Annotated in this window: 13 protein-coding genes and 1 tRNA gene; 5 read left to right on the top strand and 9 right to left on the bottom strand. The window is 60.8% G+C overall.

All coding sequences use genetic code 11. The annotated features are described in order from the left end of the window. Positions 1-42 precede the first annotated feature (42 nt). Complete coding sequence (desA, locus tag LIY45_RS23515; RefSeq protein WP_017478062.1) at positions 43-1,227, top strand: delta-9 fatty acid desaturase DesA; 1,185 nt, start codon at positions 43-45, stop codon at positions 1,225-1,227. A gap of 426 nt (positions 1,228-1,653) precedes the next feature. Then, positions 1,654-2,652 carry a sensor domain-containing diguanylate cyclase gene (locus LIY45_RS23510; RefSeq protein ID WP_226477775.1) on the top strand — a complete coding sequence of 333 codons (999 nt, stop codon included), beginning with the start codon at positions 1,654-1,656 and terminating at the stop codon, positions 2,650-2,652. A 120-nt stretch (positions 2,653-2,772) separates the two neighbouring features. Here LIY45_RS23510 and LIY45_RS23505 read toward each other — a convergent pair whose 3' ends face one another. The 3 genes from LIY45_RS23505 to gabD all read right to left on the bottom strand — a co-directional run bounded on the left by LIY45_RS23505 (position 2,773) and on the right by gabD (position 7,021). Then, positions 2,773-3,981, bottom strand: coding sequence for an HDOD domain-containing protein (locus LIY45_RS23505; protein ID WP_226477774.1), 1,209 nt, complete (start codon positions 3,979-3,981; stop codon positions 2,773-2,775). A gap of 137 nt (positions 3,982-4,118) precedes the next feature. Beyond that, positions 4,119-5,396, bottom strand: coding sequence for a 4-aminobutyrate--2-oxoglutarate transaminase (gabT, locus tag LIY45_RS23500; protein ID WP_017478059.1), 1,278 nt, complete (start codon positions 5,394-5,396; stop codon positions 4,119-4,121). A gap of 182 nt (positions 5,397-5,578) precedes the next feature. Beyond that, the gene (gabD, locus tag LIY45_RS23495) at positions 5,579-7,021 is read right to left on the bottom strand and encodes an NADP-dependent succinate-semialdehyde dehydrogenase (protein WP_003218155.1); all 1,443 of its coding nucleotides are present in this window, start codon (positions 7,019-7,021) and stop codon (positions 5,579-5,581) included. A 395-nt stretch (positions 7,022-7,416) separates the two neighbouring features. On the opposite strand from gabD, the gene LIY45_RS23490 reads away from it, so the two are divergent. Both LIY45_RS23490 and LIY45_RS23485 read left to right on the top strand, forming a co-directional pair. Then, positions 7,417-7,493: transfer RNA gene (locus LIY45_RS23490), tRNA-Arg, on the top strand. A gap of 213 nt (positions 7,494-7,706) precedes the next feature. Continuing rightward, entirely contained in the window at positions 7,707-8,714 is a 1,008-nt protein-coding gene (locus LIY45_RS23485; RefSeq protein ID WP_226477773.1) for an Abi family protein, read from the top strand. A gap of 132 nt (positions 8,715-8,846) precedes the next feature. Here the strand turns inward: LIY45_RS23485 and LIY45_RS23480 are convergent, their stop codons facing one another. The 6 genes from LIY45_RS23480 to LIY45_RS23455 all read right to left on the bottom strand — a co-directional run bounded on the left by LIY45_RS23480 (position 8,847) and on the right by LIY45_RS23455 (position 16,068). Next, the gene (locus tag LIY45_RS23480) at positions 8,847-9,446 is read right to left on the bottom strand and encodes a hypothetical protein (protein ID WP_226477772.1); all 600 of its coding nucleotides are present in this window, start codon (positions 9,444-9,446) and stop codon (positions 8,847-8,849) included. Next, positions 9,443-10,003, bottom strand: a complete 561-nt coding sequence (locus LIY45_RS23475) for an RNA polymerase sigma factor (RefSeq protein WP_226477771.1) — start codon at positions 10,001-10,003, stop codon at positions 9,443-9,445. The genes LIY45_RS23480 and LIY45_RS23475 overlap by 4 nt, the downstream gene beginning before the upstream one ends. 26 nt (positions 10,004-10,029) lie before the next feature. Continuing rightward, positions 10,030-11,691, bottom strand: coding sequence for a VWA domain-containing protein (locus LIY45_RS23470; RefSeq protein WP_226477770.1), 1,662 nt, complete (start codon positions 11,689-11,691; stop codon positions 10,030-10,032). A 74-nt stretch (positions 11,692-11,765) separates the two neighbouring features. Continuing rightward, on the bottom strand, positions 11,766-12,359 hold the full coding sequence (locus tag LIY45_RS23465) for a hypothetical protein (RefSeq protein ID WP_226477769.1): 594 nt from the start codon (positions 12,357-12,359) through the stop codon (positions 11,766-11,768). An 88-nt stretch (positions 12,360-12,447) separates the two neighbouring features. Then, the gene (locus LIY45_RS23460) at positions 12,448-15,018 is read right to left on the bottom strand and encodes an autotransporter outer membrane beta-barrel domain-containing protein (protein ID WP_226477768.1); all 2,571 of its coding nucleotides are present in this window, start codon (positions 15,016-15,018) and stop codon (positions 12,448-12,450) included. A 357-nt stretch (positions 15,019-15,375) separates the two neighbouring features. Further along, positions 15,376-16,068: a hypothetical protein gene (locus LIY45_RS23455; protein ID WP_063033648.1), complete on the bottom strand. Its 693-nt coding sequence runs from the start codon at positions 16,066-16,068 to the stop codon at positions 15,376-15,378. Between the two features lie 389 nt (positions 16,069-16,457). Here LIY45_RS23455 and LIY45_RS23450 point away from each other — a divergent pair, with 389 nt between their 5' ends. Then, the gene (locus tag LIY45_RS23450; protein WP_226477767.1) at positions 16,458-16,715 is read left to right on the top strand and encodes a hypothetical protein; all 258 of its coding nucleotides are present in this window, start codon (positions 16,458-16,460) and stop codon (positions 16,713-16,715) included. Positions 16,716-16,778 lie beyond the last annotated feature (63 nt).

Raw genomic sequence — 16,778 nt, 5'->3', positions numbered from 1 at the left:
TGCGCAAGCTGGTTTTTTCTTTATCTGAGGGCCATACAGCCTATGTGGTACAACGGTTTTCTTGACTTGTCGGCCTGGCAACTGGTGGCAGTCACTCTGTTGATGACCCACGTGACCATTGTCGGGGTCACGGTCTATCTGCACCGCTATTCAGCCCACCGCTCCCTGGAGCTCAATGCTGGCCTGAAACACTTCTTCCGCTTCTGGCTGTGGCTCACCACGGCGCAGAACACCCGCGAGTGGACCGCTATCCACCGTAAACACCACGCCAAGTGCGAAACCGTCGACGATCCCCACAGCCCGGTGATCAAGGGTCTGTCCACCGTGCTGCGCAAAGGCGCCGAGCTGTATCGCGCCGAGGCCGAAAACCCCGAGACCCTGCGCATCTACGGCAAGAACTGCCCGGAAGACTGGATCGAACGCAAGCTCTACACCCCCTACCCGCTGTTGGGCGTGGCGATCATGGGCGTGATCGACCTGCTGCTGTTCGGCACCATCGGCATCACCATCTGGGCCATCCAGATGATGTGGATCCCGTTCTGGGCCGCCGGTGTGATCAACGGCCTGGGCCATGCCATCGGCTACCGCAACTTTGAATGCCGCGACGCGGCGACCAACCTGATTCCCTGGGGCATCATCGTTGGCGGCGAAGAGCTGCATAACAACCACCACACCTACCCCAACTCCGCCAAGCTGTCGGTGAAGAAATGGGAGTTCGACCTGGGCTGGGCCTGGATCAAAGTGTTCAGCTTCCTGCGCCTGGCCAAGGTGCAGCGGGTCGCGCCCATCGCCCACCAGGTCGAAGGCAAGGGCCACCTGGACATGGACACCGCCATGGCGATCCTCAACAACCGCTTCCAGATCATGGCGCAGTACCGCAAGTTGGTGATTGGCCCGCTGGTCAAGCAGGAACTGGAGAAGGTCGATCACTCGGTGCGTCACCAATTCCATCGCGCCAAGCGCCTGCTGTCCCGGGAAACCAGCCTGCTGGATGACCGTCACCACGTGCGTATCCAAAGCATGCTGGAACACAGCCAGGCCCTGAAAGTGATCTACGAGAAGCGCCTGGCGCTGCAACAGATCTGGCTGAAAACCAGCACCAACGGCCACGACATGCTGGCGGCGATCAAGGAATGGGTACACGAGGCCGAAGCCAGCGGGATTCAATCCCTGCGGGACTTTGCCCATCAGTTGAAGACCTATTCGCTGCGGCCTGCCGCGGTCTGATACGGCTGTAGCGAGCCGATTTTTTGTGGCAGGGGGAGCTTGCTGTGGGGAGTGGGCTCGCTGTGGCAAGGAAGCTTCTGTGGCGAGGGAGCTTGCTCCCGCTGGAGTGCGCAGCGCTCCCAAGATTTTGGGGCCGCTACGCAGCCCAGCGGGAGCAAGCTCCCTCGCCACAACAAGCTCGCTCCCCATAGCAGCTCCTTCCCCACAGCAGCTCCCTCCCCACCGCAGCTCCTTCCCCACAGCAAGCCCCTAACCCAACAAACTCGCTCCTACATGTTTCTGGCGCCATTTCTTGGTCGCCTCTAATCGGCGCTGATAACGGAACTTCGCAGCAAATTCCCCCTCTCAAACAACACTTCGCCATCCCGGCGGGCCTTGTTGTGACCGCTGCCTAACCCCGCGGCATGCCCAGAGAGAGTTGTGCCGATGGTCCCCGAAAAGACCCTCACCGACATCCCCATACAAGAACAGCCACGACCGGCAGCCGCCGCTACGTTGCTGGCGCTGATGCATGCCCAGGGCGAAGTGGAACGCTTGAGTGAACGCGAGCAACTGCTGAGTTCACTGCTGGTCAGCGTGAATGCCGTGCTCTGGGCCATCGAGTGGGACACCCGCCGCGTGCTGTATGTCAGCCCGGCCTATGAGCGGGTTTTCGGACGTACGGCAGGCATGCTGCTGGCCGACCATCGGGAATGGCGCAACAGCATTCACCCTGAAGACCTCGACTACGCCGAGCACAGCCTGGCCCAGGTGCTGCACAGCGGCGCCGTGGAAGACCGCGAGTACCGCATCATCACCGCCGACGGGCAGATCCGCTGGCTCAGCGACAAGTGCTACATCAGCCAGCAGGCCGAGCCCGGCCAGCCGGTGATCGTCGTAGGCATAGCCGAGGACATCACTGAAAAGAAGCAGCTTGAGCTTGAGTTGCATCGCTTGGCCACCACCGACGTGCTGACCCGCAGCAGCAACCGCCGGCACTTCTTCGAGTGCGCCCACCACGAGTTCGAACGCGCCTGCCTGCAGGGCACGCCTTTGGCGTTCCTGTTGCTGGACATTGATGACTTCAAAGTGGTCAACGACACCTACGGCCACCTGGAGGGCGATCAGGTGTTGCAGCGTATCGCCGAGAGCGGTCGAGGGGTTCTGCGCCGTGGTGACCTGTTCGGGCGCATTGGCGGCGAAGAATTCGCCGCCGTGCTGCCCGGTTGCGCACCGGAGATGGCAATGCAAGTGGCCGAACGCCTGGGGCACGAGATCGCGCAACTGAGTTTCAGCCATGACGGTGAGAGCTACGCGGTCACCGTCAGCCAGGGCCTGGCCAGCCTGACAGCCGAGGATGCCAACGTGGACAGCCTGTTCGCCCGCGCCGACGCCGCGATGTACGAGGCCAAGCGCCAAGGCAAAAACCGCGTACTCGTCGGCTGACGCTACACGATTACCTGTGGGAGCCAGGCTTGCCCGCGATGCAGGCACCTTGGTGTGTCAGTTGTACCGGGATGATGCTATCGCAGGCAAGCCAGCTCCCACACTGGCCCGCATCGCCTGCTAGGTTTTGCGCATACGCGCCAATTCCGGCAAACCCACCTTGAGCAAGCGTGCCGTCTTGCCTTTCGCCAGCGCCTCGACGCCTTCATGCTCGGTCAGCCGCGCCAGCTGCGCCGCCAGGTTCACCACCAGCGCTTCCCGGGAATACACCCCGCCTTCCAGCGAATATATCGCCGCGATCAACTGGCGCAACTCCAGCGGCAAGCGCCAGCGTGTGCGCAACGCCGAGCCATAGGCCGCGCCGAAGGTGTAGAGGGACTCGCCAATGGCTTCGTCATCCAGTTCGCCGCCGCCTTGCAACCAGTCTTGCAGGCACCGCAGCAAGGCCAGGTCGCCGAGGCGATGGAGGATGCCGGCGCTGTAGCAGCGCTCGTGATCAAGGTCGAGCATGCGCGCCAGGCTGCGGGCGTAATCGGCGGTGCGTTGGGAAAGCTGCCAGTAACGCTCGGCGTAATCCTTGAGGCCGGGGTCGCTCAGCACCACGTTGTGCTTGAGGGCCAGCCCCAGGATCAGGTTCATGCTCTGCCCGGCCGCCAGCTTGTGCAGGGCCATGGCCAGGGTTTGTACCGGCGAGCCGTGATACCCGGCGCTGTTGGCGGCGGCGATCAGCACAGCGGTGATTTGCGGGTCCACACGCACCTGCTCTTCCAGACGCCTGAGGTCCAGGCCTTCCGGTTCCAGGCTGTGTTGCACCGCGGCCTGCACGTCGACCCGCAGCGGAGCGCCGTCGGAGGCTTCGCGGCGGCGCTCCAGAAACACCGGCAAGGTCATGCCCGGCGCCAGTGCCGGGACTTCGCAATACACCGTCTCGCCTTCATTCAGCAGCAGGTCTTGCAGGCGCTGGGTCAGGCTTTCCATGTTCAGGGGTTTGGTCAGGTACGCCGTCGGCGCCAGGGGCAAGACTTCGTGCACGCTGGCGCTGTCGTTGCGGGTGCCTAGCAGGATAAACGGCAACAGCGGCGTGCGCCGTTGCTGGCGCACGTTGCGCAACAGGCTCAGGCCATCGACGCCGGGCAGCTCCCAATCGGCGAGGATCAAGTCGTAGGGTTTGTCACGCAGCAGCTCGGCGGCTTGCTGGCCATCGGCGCACACATCCAGCCGTGCGTCACAGCGCACATTCAGCAACACCTGCTTGAGCAAATCCCGAGACCAGGGGTCGGCCTCGGCAATCAGCACACGGGGTACAGCAGGTAAATCAACAGCAGTCATCCAGCACGCTCCATCGGCAATACCAGCACCTTAGACAAAGGAGCCGCCTGGGTACAATGAACAACGGCTGAATACCGTTCATCGGGCACAAAAAAACCCGCCTGAGCGGGTTTTTTGTCGATCAGGTCAACTTTCGATCACAGCTCGGAGAAGCACTCTTCGATGATCGCCAGGCCTTTGTCCAACTGCTCGTCCGGCGAGGTCAGCGGAACCAGCACGCGCAACACGTTGCCGTATGTGCCGCAGGACAGCAGGATCAAGCCCTTGTCGCGGGCCTTGGCCACCACGGAAGCAACGGCAGCGGCGTTCGGCTTGTGGCTGTCGCCATCTTCGAACAGCTCGACCGCAATCATCGCGCCCAGGGCACGCACGTCACCGATTACCGGGTACTTGGCCTGGATAGCTTTCAGGCCGGTGACCAAGCGCTCGCCGACAGCCTTGCAGCGGTCCAGCAGGTGCTCTTCTTCGAACACGTCCATCACGGCCAGGGCCGCGGCGCAAGCAATCGGGCTACCGGCGTAGGTGCCGCCCAGGCCACCTGGGGCGATGGCGTCCATGTATTCAGCCTTGCCGCATACGCCGGCCAGCGGGAAGCCGCCCGCGATGGATTTGGCGAAGGTGGTCAGGTCGGCAGCAACGCCCATCTGTTCCATGGCAAAGAAGGTACCGGTACGGCCGGCGCCGGTTTGCACTTCGTCGGCGATCAGCAGGATGCCGTGCTTGTCGCACAGTTCGCGCAGGCGCTTCATGAAGGCTTTAGGCGCGACGTAGAAACCGCCTTCGCCCTGCACCGGCTCGATGATGATGGCAGCGATGTCACGCGGCTCGGCATCGTTCTTGAAAATGCGCTCGATGCTGGCGATGGAATCGTCCACGCTCACACCGTGCAGCTCGTTCGGGTACAGCGCACGGAAGATACCGCCCGGCATCAGGCCCATGCCGGCCGAGTAAGGCACGACTTTGCCGGTCAGGCCCAGGGTCATCATGGTGCGACCATGGTAAGCGCCGGTGAACGCGATCACGCCGGCACGGCCAGTGGCGGCACGGGCGATCTTCACGGCGTTTTCTACCGCTTCGGAACCGGTGGTGACCAGCAGGGTTTTCTTGGCGAAATCACCCGGGACCTTGGCGTTAACTTTTTCGCACAGCTCAACGTACGGCTCGTAGGCCAGCACCTGGAAGCAGGTGTGCGTCAACTTGTTCAGCTGTTCGGTCACGGCCGCGATGATTTTCGGGTGCAGGTGACCGGTGTTCAGCACAGCGATACCGCCGGCGAAGTCGATGAACTCGCGACCTTCAACGTCGGTCACGGTGGCGTTCTTCGCCGACTCGGCGAAGATCGGGTGAATCTGGCCAACACCGCGTGGTACAGCGGCTTCGCGGCGTTTCATCAGGGATGCGTTGGTCTTGCTCATAAAGTCCTCATTCGCCACTCATCGGGTGGCGTGGTCCAAGGAATACGTGGCGGGGAGGCAACTACGGCAGCATGCGATGATCGACTGCCACAGCTTTCCCGGCCACTACGAATAACGGGGTGAAACACGCAAAGGGACAGCGCTCTCGTGCCCTTTGCGTTTGCAACAATGCCTTGCCGGGCTTAGATGCCCAGGCAGAGGTATTTGATTTCCAGGTAGTCCTCGATCCCGTACTTGGAGCCTTCACGGCCCAGGCCCGAAGCCTTGATGCCGCCGAACGGCGCCACTTCGTTGGAGATCAACCCGGTGTTGACGCCGACCATGCCATATTCCAGGGCTTCAGCCACACGGAACACACGGCCCAGGTCGCGGGCATAGAAGTAGGAAGCCAGGCCGAACTCGGTGTCGTTGGACATCGCGATCACTTCGGCTTCGTCTTTGAAACGGAACAGCGGCGCCAGTGGGCCGAAGGTTTCTTCCTTGGCCACGGCGGCGTCTTTCGGCACGTTGACCAGGATGGTCGGCTCGAAGAAGTTGCCTTCCATCACCTTGCCGCCAGCCAACAGGGTCGCGCCTTTGCTCAGGGCATCAGCGATGTGCTCCTGAACCTTGGCCACGGCCTTCTCGTCGATCAGCGGACCGGTGGTGGTGCCTTCTTCCAGACCGTTGCCGATCTTCAGCTTGGCCACCGCCACTTTCAGTTTTTCAGCGAACGCGTCGTACACCGAATCCTGAATGTACAGACGGTTGGCGCAGACGCAGGTCTGGCCGTTGTTGCGGTACTTGGAAATGATCGCGCCTTCGACGGCCTTATCCAGGTCTGCGTCGTCAAACACGATGAACGGCGCGTTGCCGCCCAGTTCCAGGGAGACTTTCTTGATGTCCTTGGCGCATTCGGCCATCAGCTGGCGACCGATTTCGGTGGAGCCGGTGAAGGACAATTTACGCACGATCGGGTTGCTGGTCAGTTCGCTGCCGATATCGCCGGCGCTGCCGGAAACCACGCTGAACACGCCTTTCGGAATGCCGGCACGCTGGGCCAGTTCGGCTAGGGCGAACGCGGAGAACGGGGTTTGCGACGCAGGCTTGAGCACCATGGTGCAACCGGCGGCCAGGGCCGGGCCGGCTTTGCGGGTGATCATCGCGGCCGGGAAGTTCCACGGCGTGATGGCAGCGGTAACGCCGATCGGTTGCTTGATCACGATCAGGCGCTTGTCCGGCTGGTGGCCGGGGATCACATCACCGTAGACGCGCTTGGCTTCTTCGGCGAACCACTCGATGAACGAAGCGGCGTAAACGATTTCGCCCTTGGCTTCGGCCAGCGGCTTGCCTTGCTCCAGAGTCATCAGGCGAGCCAGGTCGTCCTGGTTCTCGATAATCAGCTCGAACCAGCGACGCAGCTTGTTGGCGCGGTCCTTGGCGGTAAGTGCACGCCAGGCCGGCAGGGCCTTGTCAGCCGCTTCAATGGCACGACGGGTTTCGGCGGCGCCCATTTTGGGCACGGTACCGAGGATTTCGCCGGTAGCGGGGTTGTTGACCTTGATCGTTTGACCGTTGTCCGCATCGACCCAAGCGCCATCAATGAAGGCTTGCTGGCGGAACAACTGGGTGTCTTTGAGCTGCATGTCGGCTTTCCTTAACAGCACCGCGCACGCGCGGAGCGAATTAGAGTTGTTGAAAGGCGCCTTGAGGGCTGCCGTCAGGGAAATCATTCACTGGGCGCAAGCACGTAAATGGCGCACGAAAGGACAAATGTGCGGTTCAGCACCCAGGCAGGAGCGTTTGAAATCTCAAACGAATCCTAGGATCAATGGGGGTGCAGGGCAATAGTCTGTTCGAAAAAAAGAACGAAAACGGCGCATTTGCTCCATTTTTCTGATCAGCGTGTTTCGGGCGAGTTCCACCGTATTGCGCCGAGATGTCCGGCACAGGGCTTCGGCAGCGCTTATTCCTACTGGCAGCAGGCCGAAAAGCGGCATGGACGCCCAAGGTCGACATGGGTATGATGTCGCCCGCACAAGCATCCGTAGCTCAGCTGGATAGAGTACTGCCCTCCGAAGGCAGGGGTCGTGGGTTCGAATCCCGCCGGGTGCACCAGATACAGATGAAAAAGCCCCAGGTCGAAAGGCCTGGGGCTTTTTTGTGGGCGCAAGATAAGGAAGAAGATGCAAATAAAGTAACAGTTTTATGGCTGACCATAAGTTTCTCGACCAGCAAAGTGAAAGCCCGAGTGACGCCACACATCGAAGGGCGGGCGCTTGTATCGGTTTCAAGCAGGAGGGACTTGCACATGCCTAAAGTGATGCACCAATGATCCAGGGTTACCCTAAACCTTGGCAGAGCTACCAGGACCAACTTGAGATATTGATAGCTCGCGGAATGATCGTTACTGAGCGATCTAAAGCCTTGGAGTATCTGGAGCGCATTGGCTATTACCGCCTCAGCGGCTACTGGTTCGCCTTTCGTGAGCGCACCGAGCTGTGCTGCCCACTTATTCAGCACAAAAATCAGAAGCCGAACAAAACCAAACCGGGGCGGCTCCCTCTAGACACTTTCAAACCCGGCACTACCTTCCAAAACGCAGTCGATCTTTATGTGTTTGATAAAAAACTTCGCCTGTTGACCATGGACGCCTTGGAACGTATCGAAATCGCATTGCGAGTGGACATATCCCACGGGCTGGGCAAGCACGAAAAGTTTGCGTATCTAAAACCTGAGCATTTCCATGAAAGTTTTTCTACCCAAATCGACGGGAAAACAGGGCTCACCAAACATCATGCCTGGGTAGGCAAACACGCCGCATTGATCAGCCGCTCGAACGAAGACTTTATCCGTCATAACAAGGAAAAATACGGCCTTCCGTTGGCGGTTTGGGTGGCTTGCGAGGTTTGGGACTTCGGCACGTTGTCGACCCTTTATGCTGGCATGACTGAGGCGGATCAAGATGCCATATCTCAAGAGTACGGGATCAGCAATGGAAGGGTCTTCGCCAGTTGGCTGCGCAGCCTGAACTACCTGCGAAACGTATGCGCCCATCACAGTCGCCTGTGGAATCGGAACATCGTTGATCAGCCAAAACTGCCACCTGAGGAACAGGCTCCTGCATTGGCCGCATTCCATGATGATGCACACCGACGCGCGCGGCCTTTTATGCTCTTGTGTATCACCCACCACTTGATGAAGGTCATCAATCCGTCATCAAGCTGGGGACGACGGCTGAAAGCACTATTGGAGAATGACTTTCCAGACTTGTCCCATCTTGATCTTAATTTGGAGGGCATGGGAGTGGATCACCACTGGCAGAAGCGCGATTGGTAATCGAAAAAATCAAGGCAATAAAAAACCCCTGAGCAATTGCTGCACCGAAGCGCATCAACCGACAGGGGCCGTGTTGCGGATGATTATAAAGGCCGGAAGTTTCTCGTCAACCGCCGGCTGGCGACCTCCACCTCAAGGATTTTTCAACGCCTCCAACCGCGCCGGCAAGTCTTCCTTGGGAAAGCGCTTATGCAACTCCAGCAGCTTCTCATCCGCCACCTTCGTCTCTCCCGCCTGCCGCAACCGCAGGATTTCCTGCAGCCCTTGCTCCAATGGCGGCAGCACAACAGCCGAGCGCTTGCTCATCTTCGCCACCGGCTCATCCGCCAGCGAACCCGCGACTTCTGCCTGCACCTGCGGCGCACTGTCAGCCTGCGGAGCCACGGAGAATCTAGCCATCGGCGCGGCTGCCGGTGCTGGACGGGCCAGTTCCTGCGGAGCGGCCGCGTAAGTGCCTGTGGATAACTCCGGCTGCGGCACCAGCGAGCGCGTGACCAAACCAATCATCAGGGCCACACCCGCGACGGTGGCAAATGCCATCTGCCAGCGCGGCCGTTGGCAGGCCTGTAACCAGCGCTGCCACAGGCTGGGTTGCCGCACCGGCGCTTCACGGTGGGCGGTGGCCAGGATGAAGGCGTCCAAGGAAGCCGGCGGCTCGCCGCGGGTGTGTTGACGGAAATGCTCGATCAGCAGCTCGTCGTTCGAGTCCTGGGTATGTCGGGGGTCAGTCATGCGGGTACCTCCTCGGCCAGCAGTCGGCGCAGTTTCTGCTGGGCGTAACGCAAGCGGCTTTTTACCGTTTCCAGTGGGGCGCCGGTGAGCGCGGCGATTTGTGGCACTTCCAGCTCGCCGTGCAGGCGCAGCAGGAACACTTCGCGCTGGTCTTCGGGCAAGTCTTGCAGTGCGCTGTCCAGGCGCGCCTGGTCGCGGCTCAGGCTTAGCAGTTGCTCAGGCCCGGCGCTGTCGTCGGGCTGGCCGTGAAGCTGCTCATCGTAGCTGTCGTGCAGCGGGTTGTGGATGCCGTGCTTGCGCCAGTGGTCGATCAGGCGGTTGCGGGCAATCTGGAACAGCCAGGTGCGAAAACTCGCCCGCCCCTGTGGCTCGCTGGTGCTGCGGATCAGGCTGAGCCAGGTGTCCTGGAACACTTCCTCGGCCAGTTCGACCTTGTTGCTCAAGGACACCAGAAAACGGTACAGGCCCTGTCGATGCCGCGCGTACAGGGCCTCGAACGCTGCACCGTCGCCGCTGCGGTAACGGGACAGCAGGGCTTCGTCGCTGGGTGAATCCATCAGGTGGCGCACTCCTTTGAGGTGGATCAGTGTTTGGCCGGGGCCTGGAGGCTCTGGGCCAATTCGACCAGCTGCACAAACTCGCCGCGCAAGCCGAAGGGGTCGTCGCCCCGGGCGGAGCGGGCCAGTGCGGCCGTGTCCTTGAAACTCATGGCGCCAGTGTAGCGGCCATCACCCTTGAGTTGCTGGGCGAAGGCGGCCACGGCGGCAGAGAAACGCAGGTCGTCGCTGGGTTTGCTGTTCTGCTGGTTGCTGATCGGGTGTTCGATCAGTCGGCTATCGCCGCCTTCCGCTGGTTTGTAGCGGACTCGCAGCATCGCCAGCTCACCAGTTTTACCGTCAGCCTTAGCCGCCGATGCGTAGCGCAGTGGCTCCAGCCAGCCCTGTTCACCCTTCGGGACAATTTCATACAACGCGGTCACCGTATGCCCGGCACCGATTTCGCCGGCGTCGACCTTGTCGTTGTTGAAATCCTCACGTTTCAGGGCGCGGTTTTCATAGCCAAGCAGTCGATATTCGCTGACCTGTGCCGGGTTGAATTCCACTTGCAGTTTCACATCCCGGGCCACCACGGCGAGGGTCGAGCTGAGTTGGTCCACCAGCACCTTGCGGGCTTCGCGCAGGTTGTCGATATAGGCGTAGTTGCCATCACCGGCATCGGCCAGTTGTTCCATCAGGTGTTCGTTGTAGTTATCCACACCAAAGCCGAGGGTGGTCAGGGACACACCGCTTTTGCGCTGGTCGACGGCCATTTGCTTGAGGCTGTCGAAGTCGCTGACGCCCACGTTGAAGTCGCCATCGGTGGCCAGCAGGATGCGGTTGATGCCTTTGTCGATAAACCCTTCGCGAGCCATTTGGTAGGCCATTTCGATCCCCGACGCGCCTGCGGTGGAGCCGCCGGCCGTAAGTTGGTCGATGGCATTGCGGATGGTGGTTTTGTCGCGGCCCGAGGTGGGCTTGAGCACCACCCGCGATTCGCCGGCGTAGACCACCAGCGAGACGCGGTCCTGGTCGCGCAATTGGTCCACCAGCAGTTTGAGGGTGCTCTTGACCAGCGGCAGGCCTTCGCGGCGATTCATCGAGCCGGATACGTCCACCAGGAACACCAGGTTAGCCGGAGCCAGGTCCGCCACGGCGTGGTCCGAGGCCTTGATGCCGATGCGCAACAGTCGGGTGTGGGGGTTCCAGGGTGACGGTGCTACTTCCGTGGTCACGCCAAAGGGCGAGCCGTCGGTAGGCAGAGCGTAGTCGTAGGGAAAATAATTGACCATTTCCTCCAGTCGCACGGCACCTTCGGGTGGCAGGCTGCCTTGATTGAGGAAACGTCGTACGTTGGCATAGCTGCCGGTGTCGACGTCGACGCTGAAGGTGGAGACCGGTGTTTCGGCCACGCTGCGGATCGGGTTGTCCGGTAGGTTCTGATAGTGCTCCCGAGGCTCGGTCTGGTATTGCATGGCGATCGAGTCGTTCATGACCAATCGCGAAGCCATCGGTGCAGGCGCAACCCTCCGCTTGACCATGGCCCCCTGGACGCTGGCGGGCTCACTTTGCACCTCCACGACAGGCGCCGACTCAGCGGGCTTGGCCACGTCACGGGATGAAGAAAGCCCACACCCGGCAAGCGCCACCAGCAGGGTCACGGTGAAGCCTTGGGCGGCAGGACGCAACAGCAGAAGAGGACGGGACATGGACTGAACCTCGTGAATGAATGATCCGTTCACAAGGTCAGACGCAAGGCGCTGGCGATTCGGGTTAAAGCAACTTAGAGCGACGGAATATTTCCTGTCGCCGCCACAGTCGCCACCGGGACACGCTCGTTAGGCGCAGTTACGTCATACACATGCTGCTCACAGCCCTTCCCGACAATCACGAATTCCACCAGGTAAACCTTTTGCTTCTCAGGCTTGAAGGTCGAACTCATGGGGCCGCATTCATACACATAGGTTTTGACGAGGCCAACGTAGTTGGCGTTGTAGACCCGTGACTCGCCGATCACCTCAAAGGGCTGCCCCGGGTCAGCTTGCACTTCCAACTGCGGGAAGCGTTTGGCGACGGCGCTGTTGCCCACTTCGCTCATCTTGGCGATCCAGCCGAATACCTTGCCGCGACCAGAATCCACCACCGTCCCGAGGATTTCCGGACGCTGATCTGCATCGGAACTACGGCGTACGGAGAACTGCACCGGGTAGGTGAAACCGGTTGCCTTCATGATGACCTTGGCGTGTTCGGCGTCCACCTCGACCTTTTTCTGCTGCAACTGGACGCCGTCCGTCAGCAGGCTTGGCGAGGAGTTCCTGGCAGTGGAGTGGCAACCGGCCAAGGCCAGGGCGAGGATTAGGAGTGAGGTCTTTTTCATGGGTAACTTCCTTGAACACAATTAAAAATCTGGCTCGGGCTACGTGGGAGAACCGCAGCCCGATGCCGTTTTCTATCGGCCGTAATCCTTAAAACGCGTACCGCGCCTTGAGCATCACCCCATCCGCATCAAACCCACTGCGGGCCTGGCGGGTGTAGCTGGCCCCCACGGTAAAGTCCGACACCTGGTAGTTCACGCCGACACTGGCTTCATAGCTGTCACGCGCCACCGAAGCGCCGGTGACGGTGAACGCAGAACCGCCGAGCACATAGCTGGAGGTTTGTGCGACGCGATCACCCATCAGGTCGTGATACGCCATCAAGGTGGCTTCCGGCTGCAGGCTGCCGGCGCCCATTGGCAAGTTGGCCGCCAAGCGCACACCTGCGCCCAGTTCGCCCACTTCATAGCGTTGCGACTGGGTGCTCAGCGCGGCCGAAGAACCCTTCTCGTCGAAACCGTCCATGCGCACGTTGGCGTAACGCGCTGCCACACGCGGCTCAATCACCACGGCCTGCGACGGCTTGAAGCTGTAGCCGCCGATCACACTCGCAGACAGCACATTGCTGTCGTAACTGCCCTTGGCTGTGGTGCCGGCGATATGGCGTTTGCTGTCGTTGTCGTTATGGCCATAGCTGAGGCTGCCGTCGACAAACCAGTTTTGCAGCGACCAGTTGCCGTACAGCGACAGCGCATGGCCCTCCACGTCGGTCTTGTTGCCGAGGTCGGAATGGATGTTGGAGTTAAGGTAGCTGTACGCCACGCCCAACGTGGTGGTGTCGTTCAAGCGTCCGTCCACACCCACGGCCATGCCGCTGCTGTTGGCCGAGTAGCCGTTGTTGCCGCCACGCCCGTCCTGGTCCATGTTGCTGCTCAGGCCCTGCACCCACACGCCGCCGGTTTGATGGCTTTCGCGCTGGTCGGTGAGGCGGTTGAAGATCGCGCCGTTGACCACGGTCTGGCCCGACAACGCCACGTCCAGGGCGCCGCGGTTGACGTCCGGCTTGAGTTGTTCGCTGACTTGCGCCAGTTGCTGCGCAGTACCGGCGTTGGCCAGGGCCTGGAACACTTGATCGTTCTGGTTGAGGTCGCCGAGCACGTCATTTTTGAAGGTATTGACCGCCGTGGCCGCTGCGGCACTGGCGCCCACGCCGGCCAGCTCTTGCTGCACTTGCTGGTTGTCCTTGACCGCCACCACCGCCTTGACGGTTTGCGCGTCGGCCGAGTAGCTGAGCACGTCGAGCAACGACGACGAACTGGCGACCGACAGGCCGTTGTTCTGCACACTGTTGGCTTGCACCAAGGTGTATTGGGTGCCGTTGTTGGTGCGTGCGAAGTCGCCTGGCTGCGCGCTCACCGTCAGCTTCGAGGCCTGGGCGAACGTGGCGTTGCCATTCACGTTGAGGTACGGCGTGGTCGGCACGACGCTGTCGGACAGGTGCATATCGATGCCCGCGCCGTTGGCAACGTTAAGGTCGCCGGTGATCGTGGTGCCCGGGGCGGAAAGGTTCAGCGAGCCGGAGTTGATCGAGACAGGGGCGATGATGCGGCTGCCGGTGAAATCGGCTTGGCCTGCGACATTCACCGCGCTCAAGTTGAGCAGGTCGCCGGTGATTTTGCCGCCGGTCCAGTTCAGCGTGGCGAGGTTGGCGGCGTCGATGGCGGTGCCGGAGTTACTGCGGATCTCGCCGGCTTGCTGGTTGATTTCGAAAGGCGAGGTTTGGTACTTCGCGTCCACCAGGATCGCCGTGCTGTCGGCCTTGATCAGGCCACGGTTGACGATGCCGCGTGCACCCGTCTGTGGGTTCAGGGTAAAGGTCGCCCCGGCCAAATTAATGGCCACCGCGTTGGTGCCGTTGGCTTCAATAGTGCCGGTGTTGAGCACGTAATCGTAAGTACCGGAGTTGAACTGTACGGCTTTGGCCAGCCCGCCATTGACCGTCACCAACCCGCTGTTTTCGATGCGCAGGTCACTGGTATCGGTTTCAACCTCGATGCCCAGCGCTTCCTCACCGGTGACGCGAATGGTCCCCGAGTTGAGAATCTTGCCGCCGATGGTCACCGGCATATTGTTGTGAGTGTCCAGAATCAGGCCATAGCCGTAGTAGGACGTCACGTCCACCAGGCCGGAGTTGACGACATCGCCGCCTACGGTGGTGCCGTTGAGGTAGATCCCCTCGCCGTCGCTCTCGGGGCCGGAACCCGGCACGTCGACGGTGATGATGGTGCCCGTGTTGATCACGTTGCCGCCGACGGTGGCAGCGCCTACCTCAAACCCTTCGGCCCAGGTCTGGTTGGTCAGCCTGATCACACCGGACTGAATCACATCGCCGGTGATAATGCCGCCACGGGCTCTGAGATCTGAGTCAATCGCACCGTCCACCACGAACCCGCGGATGTTGAGGCCACTGCCATCAATGGTGTAGTCGGCGCGGTTGATCAGCGAGCCCTGAATATCGGTCTCGGCAACACTCGCCCCATCGACATAACGCTGGGTGGCCACCACATTGCGCGAACCGACCAAGGTCACAGGCTCGTTGAACACTTGGCCTTTCCACTTGTTCTGGCCGCTGCTGACGTCAAATTCCACCGCAGCAACGTGCGCGGCGCCTGCGCTGACCATCAAGGCCAACAGGGTTTTCTGGAACGGCTTACGCTTCATCTAAAACTCCATGAACTACAGTCAAAGCCGCCAATAAGCCCGGCGGCTGTAGGTGTACTGAGCGAAGGATCACTTGATCCGAGTGCATGCCCCCAAGGCGTCTTTCTGCAACGCAGGCGCGAGCGAGTGCACCGCAGCGGGCGGTGGCAGAGAAGTGAATGAGAGGGCGAGGTTCACATTAATCCTTAATGTATTTTGAAAACGCTGCAGTCCATGCAGCCCGACCGGTTGCGGGTGGGCGGGGTAAAGACACTGGAATATACAAAATGTTCAAGATGCCCTGCGGTTTCGGTCAATAACACCCGCGCCGACATCAGCCACCGCAAGCCACGGGGCGATGTCGAGCCTATCGCGGAGTTACTTGAGCTCCTTCACCAGATACCCACCGGAGATCTGCGTGATACCCGTCAACGCACGGCGCAATGCCTCAGGATCAGTGCGATAAGTGAGCGGTGTGTAGCCGTAGACGTTCTGACCATTGAACGGCGTGACCGTCTCCACCGTGCGCCAGAGCATCTCGTCGCCACGGTCCATACGCGCCACCACGGTGAGCGTTGGGTAGACCACGCTGCTGAAACCCTGGGTCAGGCGAAAGCCCCACTCGCCCACCGTTAGTTGAATCTGTGCATCGGCCGGCTCGTCGTCACCCACCACCTTGAGCGATGACGTCTTACCCAAGGCATCGATAAAGGCCTGCTTGAGCAACACGCCCAAGTCGATATTTTCGGCGTCCATCACCGTGAGGATCGCGGCCGGCGTCGACATCTCGGCCAGTTGCCCCGCCTTCATGCCGGCGGCAAACCCCGCGCCGCTCAAGGCCGCCGTGCCCAGCTTGGACGCGCCGCTGGCCATGCCGACGCCCGCGCCAAGCCCGGCGCCCAGGGCCGCACCCCAGGCTTGTTCACGGCCCATGTAGACCATGTTCTTTTCCCATTTTACGGGCAGCACCTTGACCGTCTTGACCTGTGCGCGATGCTCGGGCGTGAGGGGCTGGCTGACGCAGCCGCCGAGGATGAGGGTGGAGAGGAGAATCAGGAGAAGGTTTTTCACATCAGTCCTTTAATGTTGGTGGTGGTGAACGCGTTTAATCAACGCCAGTGTGTCGGCAATGGGGGTGAAGACATGAGGCCTTGTGATTGGGCCAGTACTTTGCTGCCTTGCGTGGGTTTGGGTGCGGGCTTATAGTCCGGGCCGTCGCCCATATGGCGATTCAGGTTTGGCGACCTGACAACAGAGCGCAAAAGCATCCCGCTTCTATGCAGGTGTTTTTGCACCCGCAAAGCTGTGCATGATATGGCGGCTGTGCGCGGGAGACCTTCGGGTCTGCCGGTTTACTCTGTTGCCGGTTCGCCAACCTGCGTACAGCTGCCACCCATTCGTTTGGCGACGAATGAGTGGTGGCTTAATCCACCAACAGAGTACTGACAATGAATCGATACATGCCCCTCACGGGCCACGACTGCACCGCCCCCGCCCTGCTTATCGACACCCATGCGCCCCTCGATGTCCTCCACGACGCCGCCGTGTACCGGATTCGCGCCGTCACCCAACTGCTGGAAAACCTGGCCTTTCGCGAACAGCTCAGCAGCGATGCTGTGGTGCTTCAAGACTTCGCCCAATTGCTGGCGATTCCGCTGCGCGATGGGTGTGATTTGCTGGATGTCATCAGTCGCAGGCTCAATACCGATCCATCCTGAGTAAAAGCCGGGCGGCCTGGGTGCCGCCCGATTTATAGTCGTAGACACGCTTAAGCGGTCAAA

The sequence above is a fragment of the Pseudomonas sp. MWU16-30323 genome (assembly GCF_020515595.1).
Classification (GTDB): domain Bacteria; phylum Pseudomonadota; class Gammaproteobacteria; order Pseudomonadales; family Pseudomonadaceae; genus Aquipseudomonas; species Aquipseudomonas yamanorum.
The sequence above is the reverse complement of the archived record's forward strand: the minus strand, read 5'-3'. Positions and strand labels throughout refer to the sequence as shown.

Excerpts from the sequence above, each read along its gene's own strand:
- LIY45_RS23485 (WP_226477773.1), top strand. The coding sequence starts at position 7,707 with ATGATCCAGGGTTACCCTAAACCTTGGCAGAGCTACCAGGACCAACTT.
- gabD (WP_003218155.1), bottom strand. The coding sequence starts at position 7,021 with ATGCAGCTCAAAGACACCCAGTTGTTCCGCCAGCAAGCCTTCATTGAT.
- LIY45_RS23480 (WP_226477772.1), bottom strand. The coding sequence starts at position 9,446 with ATGACTGACCCCCGACATACCCAGGACTCGAACGACGAGCTGCTGATC.
- LIY45_RS23450 (WP_226477767.1), top strand. The coding sequence starts at position 16,458 with ATGCCCCTCACGGGCCACGACTGCACCGCCCCCGCCCTGCTTATCGAC.
- LIY45_RS23510 (WP_226477775.1), top strand. The coding sequence starts at position 1,654 with ATGGTCCCCGAAAAGACCCTCACCGACATCCCCATACAAGAACAGCCA.
- desA (WP_017478062.1), top strand. The coding sequence starts at position 43 with ATGTGGTACAACGGTTTTCTTGACTTGTCGGCCTGGCAACTGGTGGCA.
- LIY45_RS23460 (WP_226477768.1), bottom strand. The coding sequence starts at position 15,018 with ATGAAGCGTAAGCCGTTCCAGAAAACCCTGTTGGCCTTGATGGTCAGC.
- LIY45_RS23475 (WP_226477771.1), bottom strand. The coding sequence starts at position 10,003 with ATGGATTCACCCAGCGACGAAGCCCTGCTGTCCCGTTACCGCAGCGGC.
- gabT (WP_017478059.1), bottom strand. The coding sequence starts at position 5,396 with ATGAGCAAGACCAACGCATCCCTGATGAAACGCCGCGAAGCCGCTGTA.
- LIY45_RS23465 (WP_226477769.1), bottom strand. The coding sequence starts at position 12,359 with ATGAAAAAGACCTCACTCCTAATCCTCGCCCTGGCCTTGGCCGGTTGC.
- LIY45_RS23505 (WP_226477774.1), bottom strand. The coding sequence starts at position 3,981 with ATGACTGCTGTTGATTTACCTGCTGTACCCCGTGTGCTGATTGCCGAG.
- LIY45_RS23470 (WP_226477770.1), bottom strand. The coding sequence starts at position 11,691 with ATGTCCCGTCCTCTTCTGCTGTTGCGTCCTGCCGCCCAAGGCTTCACC.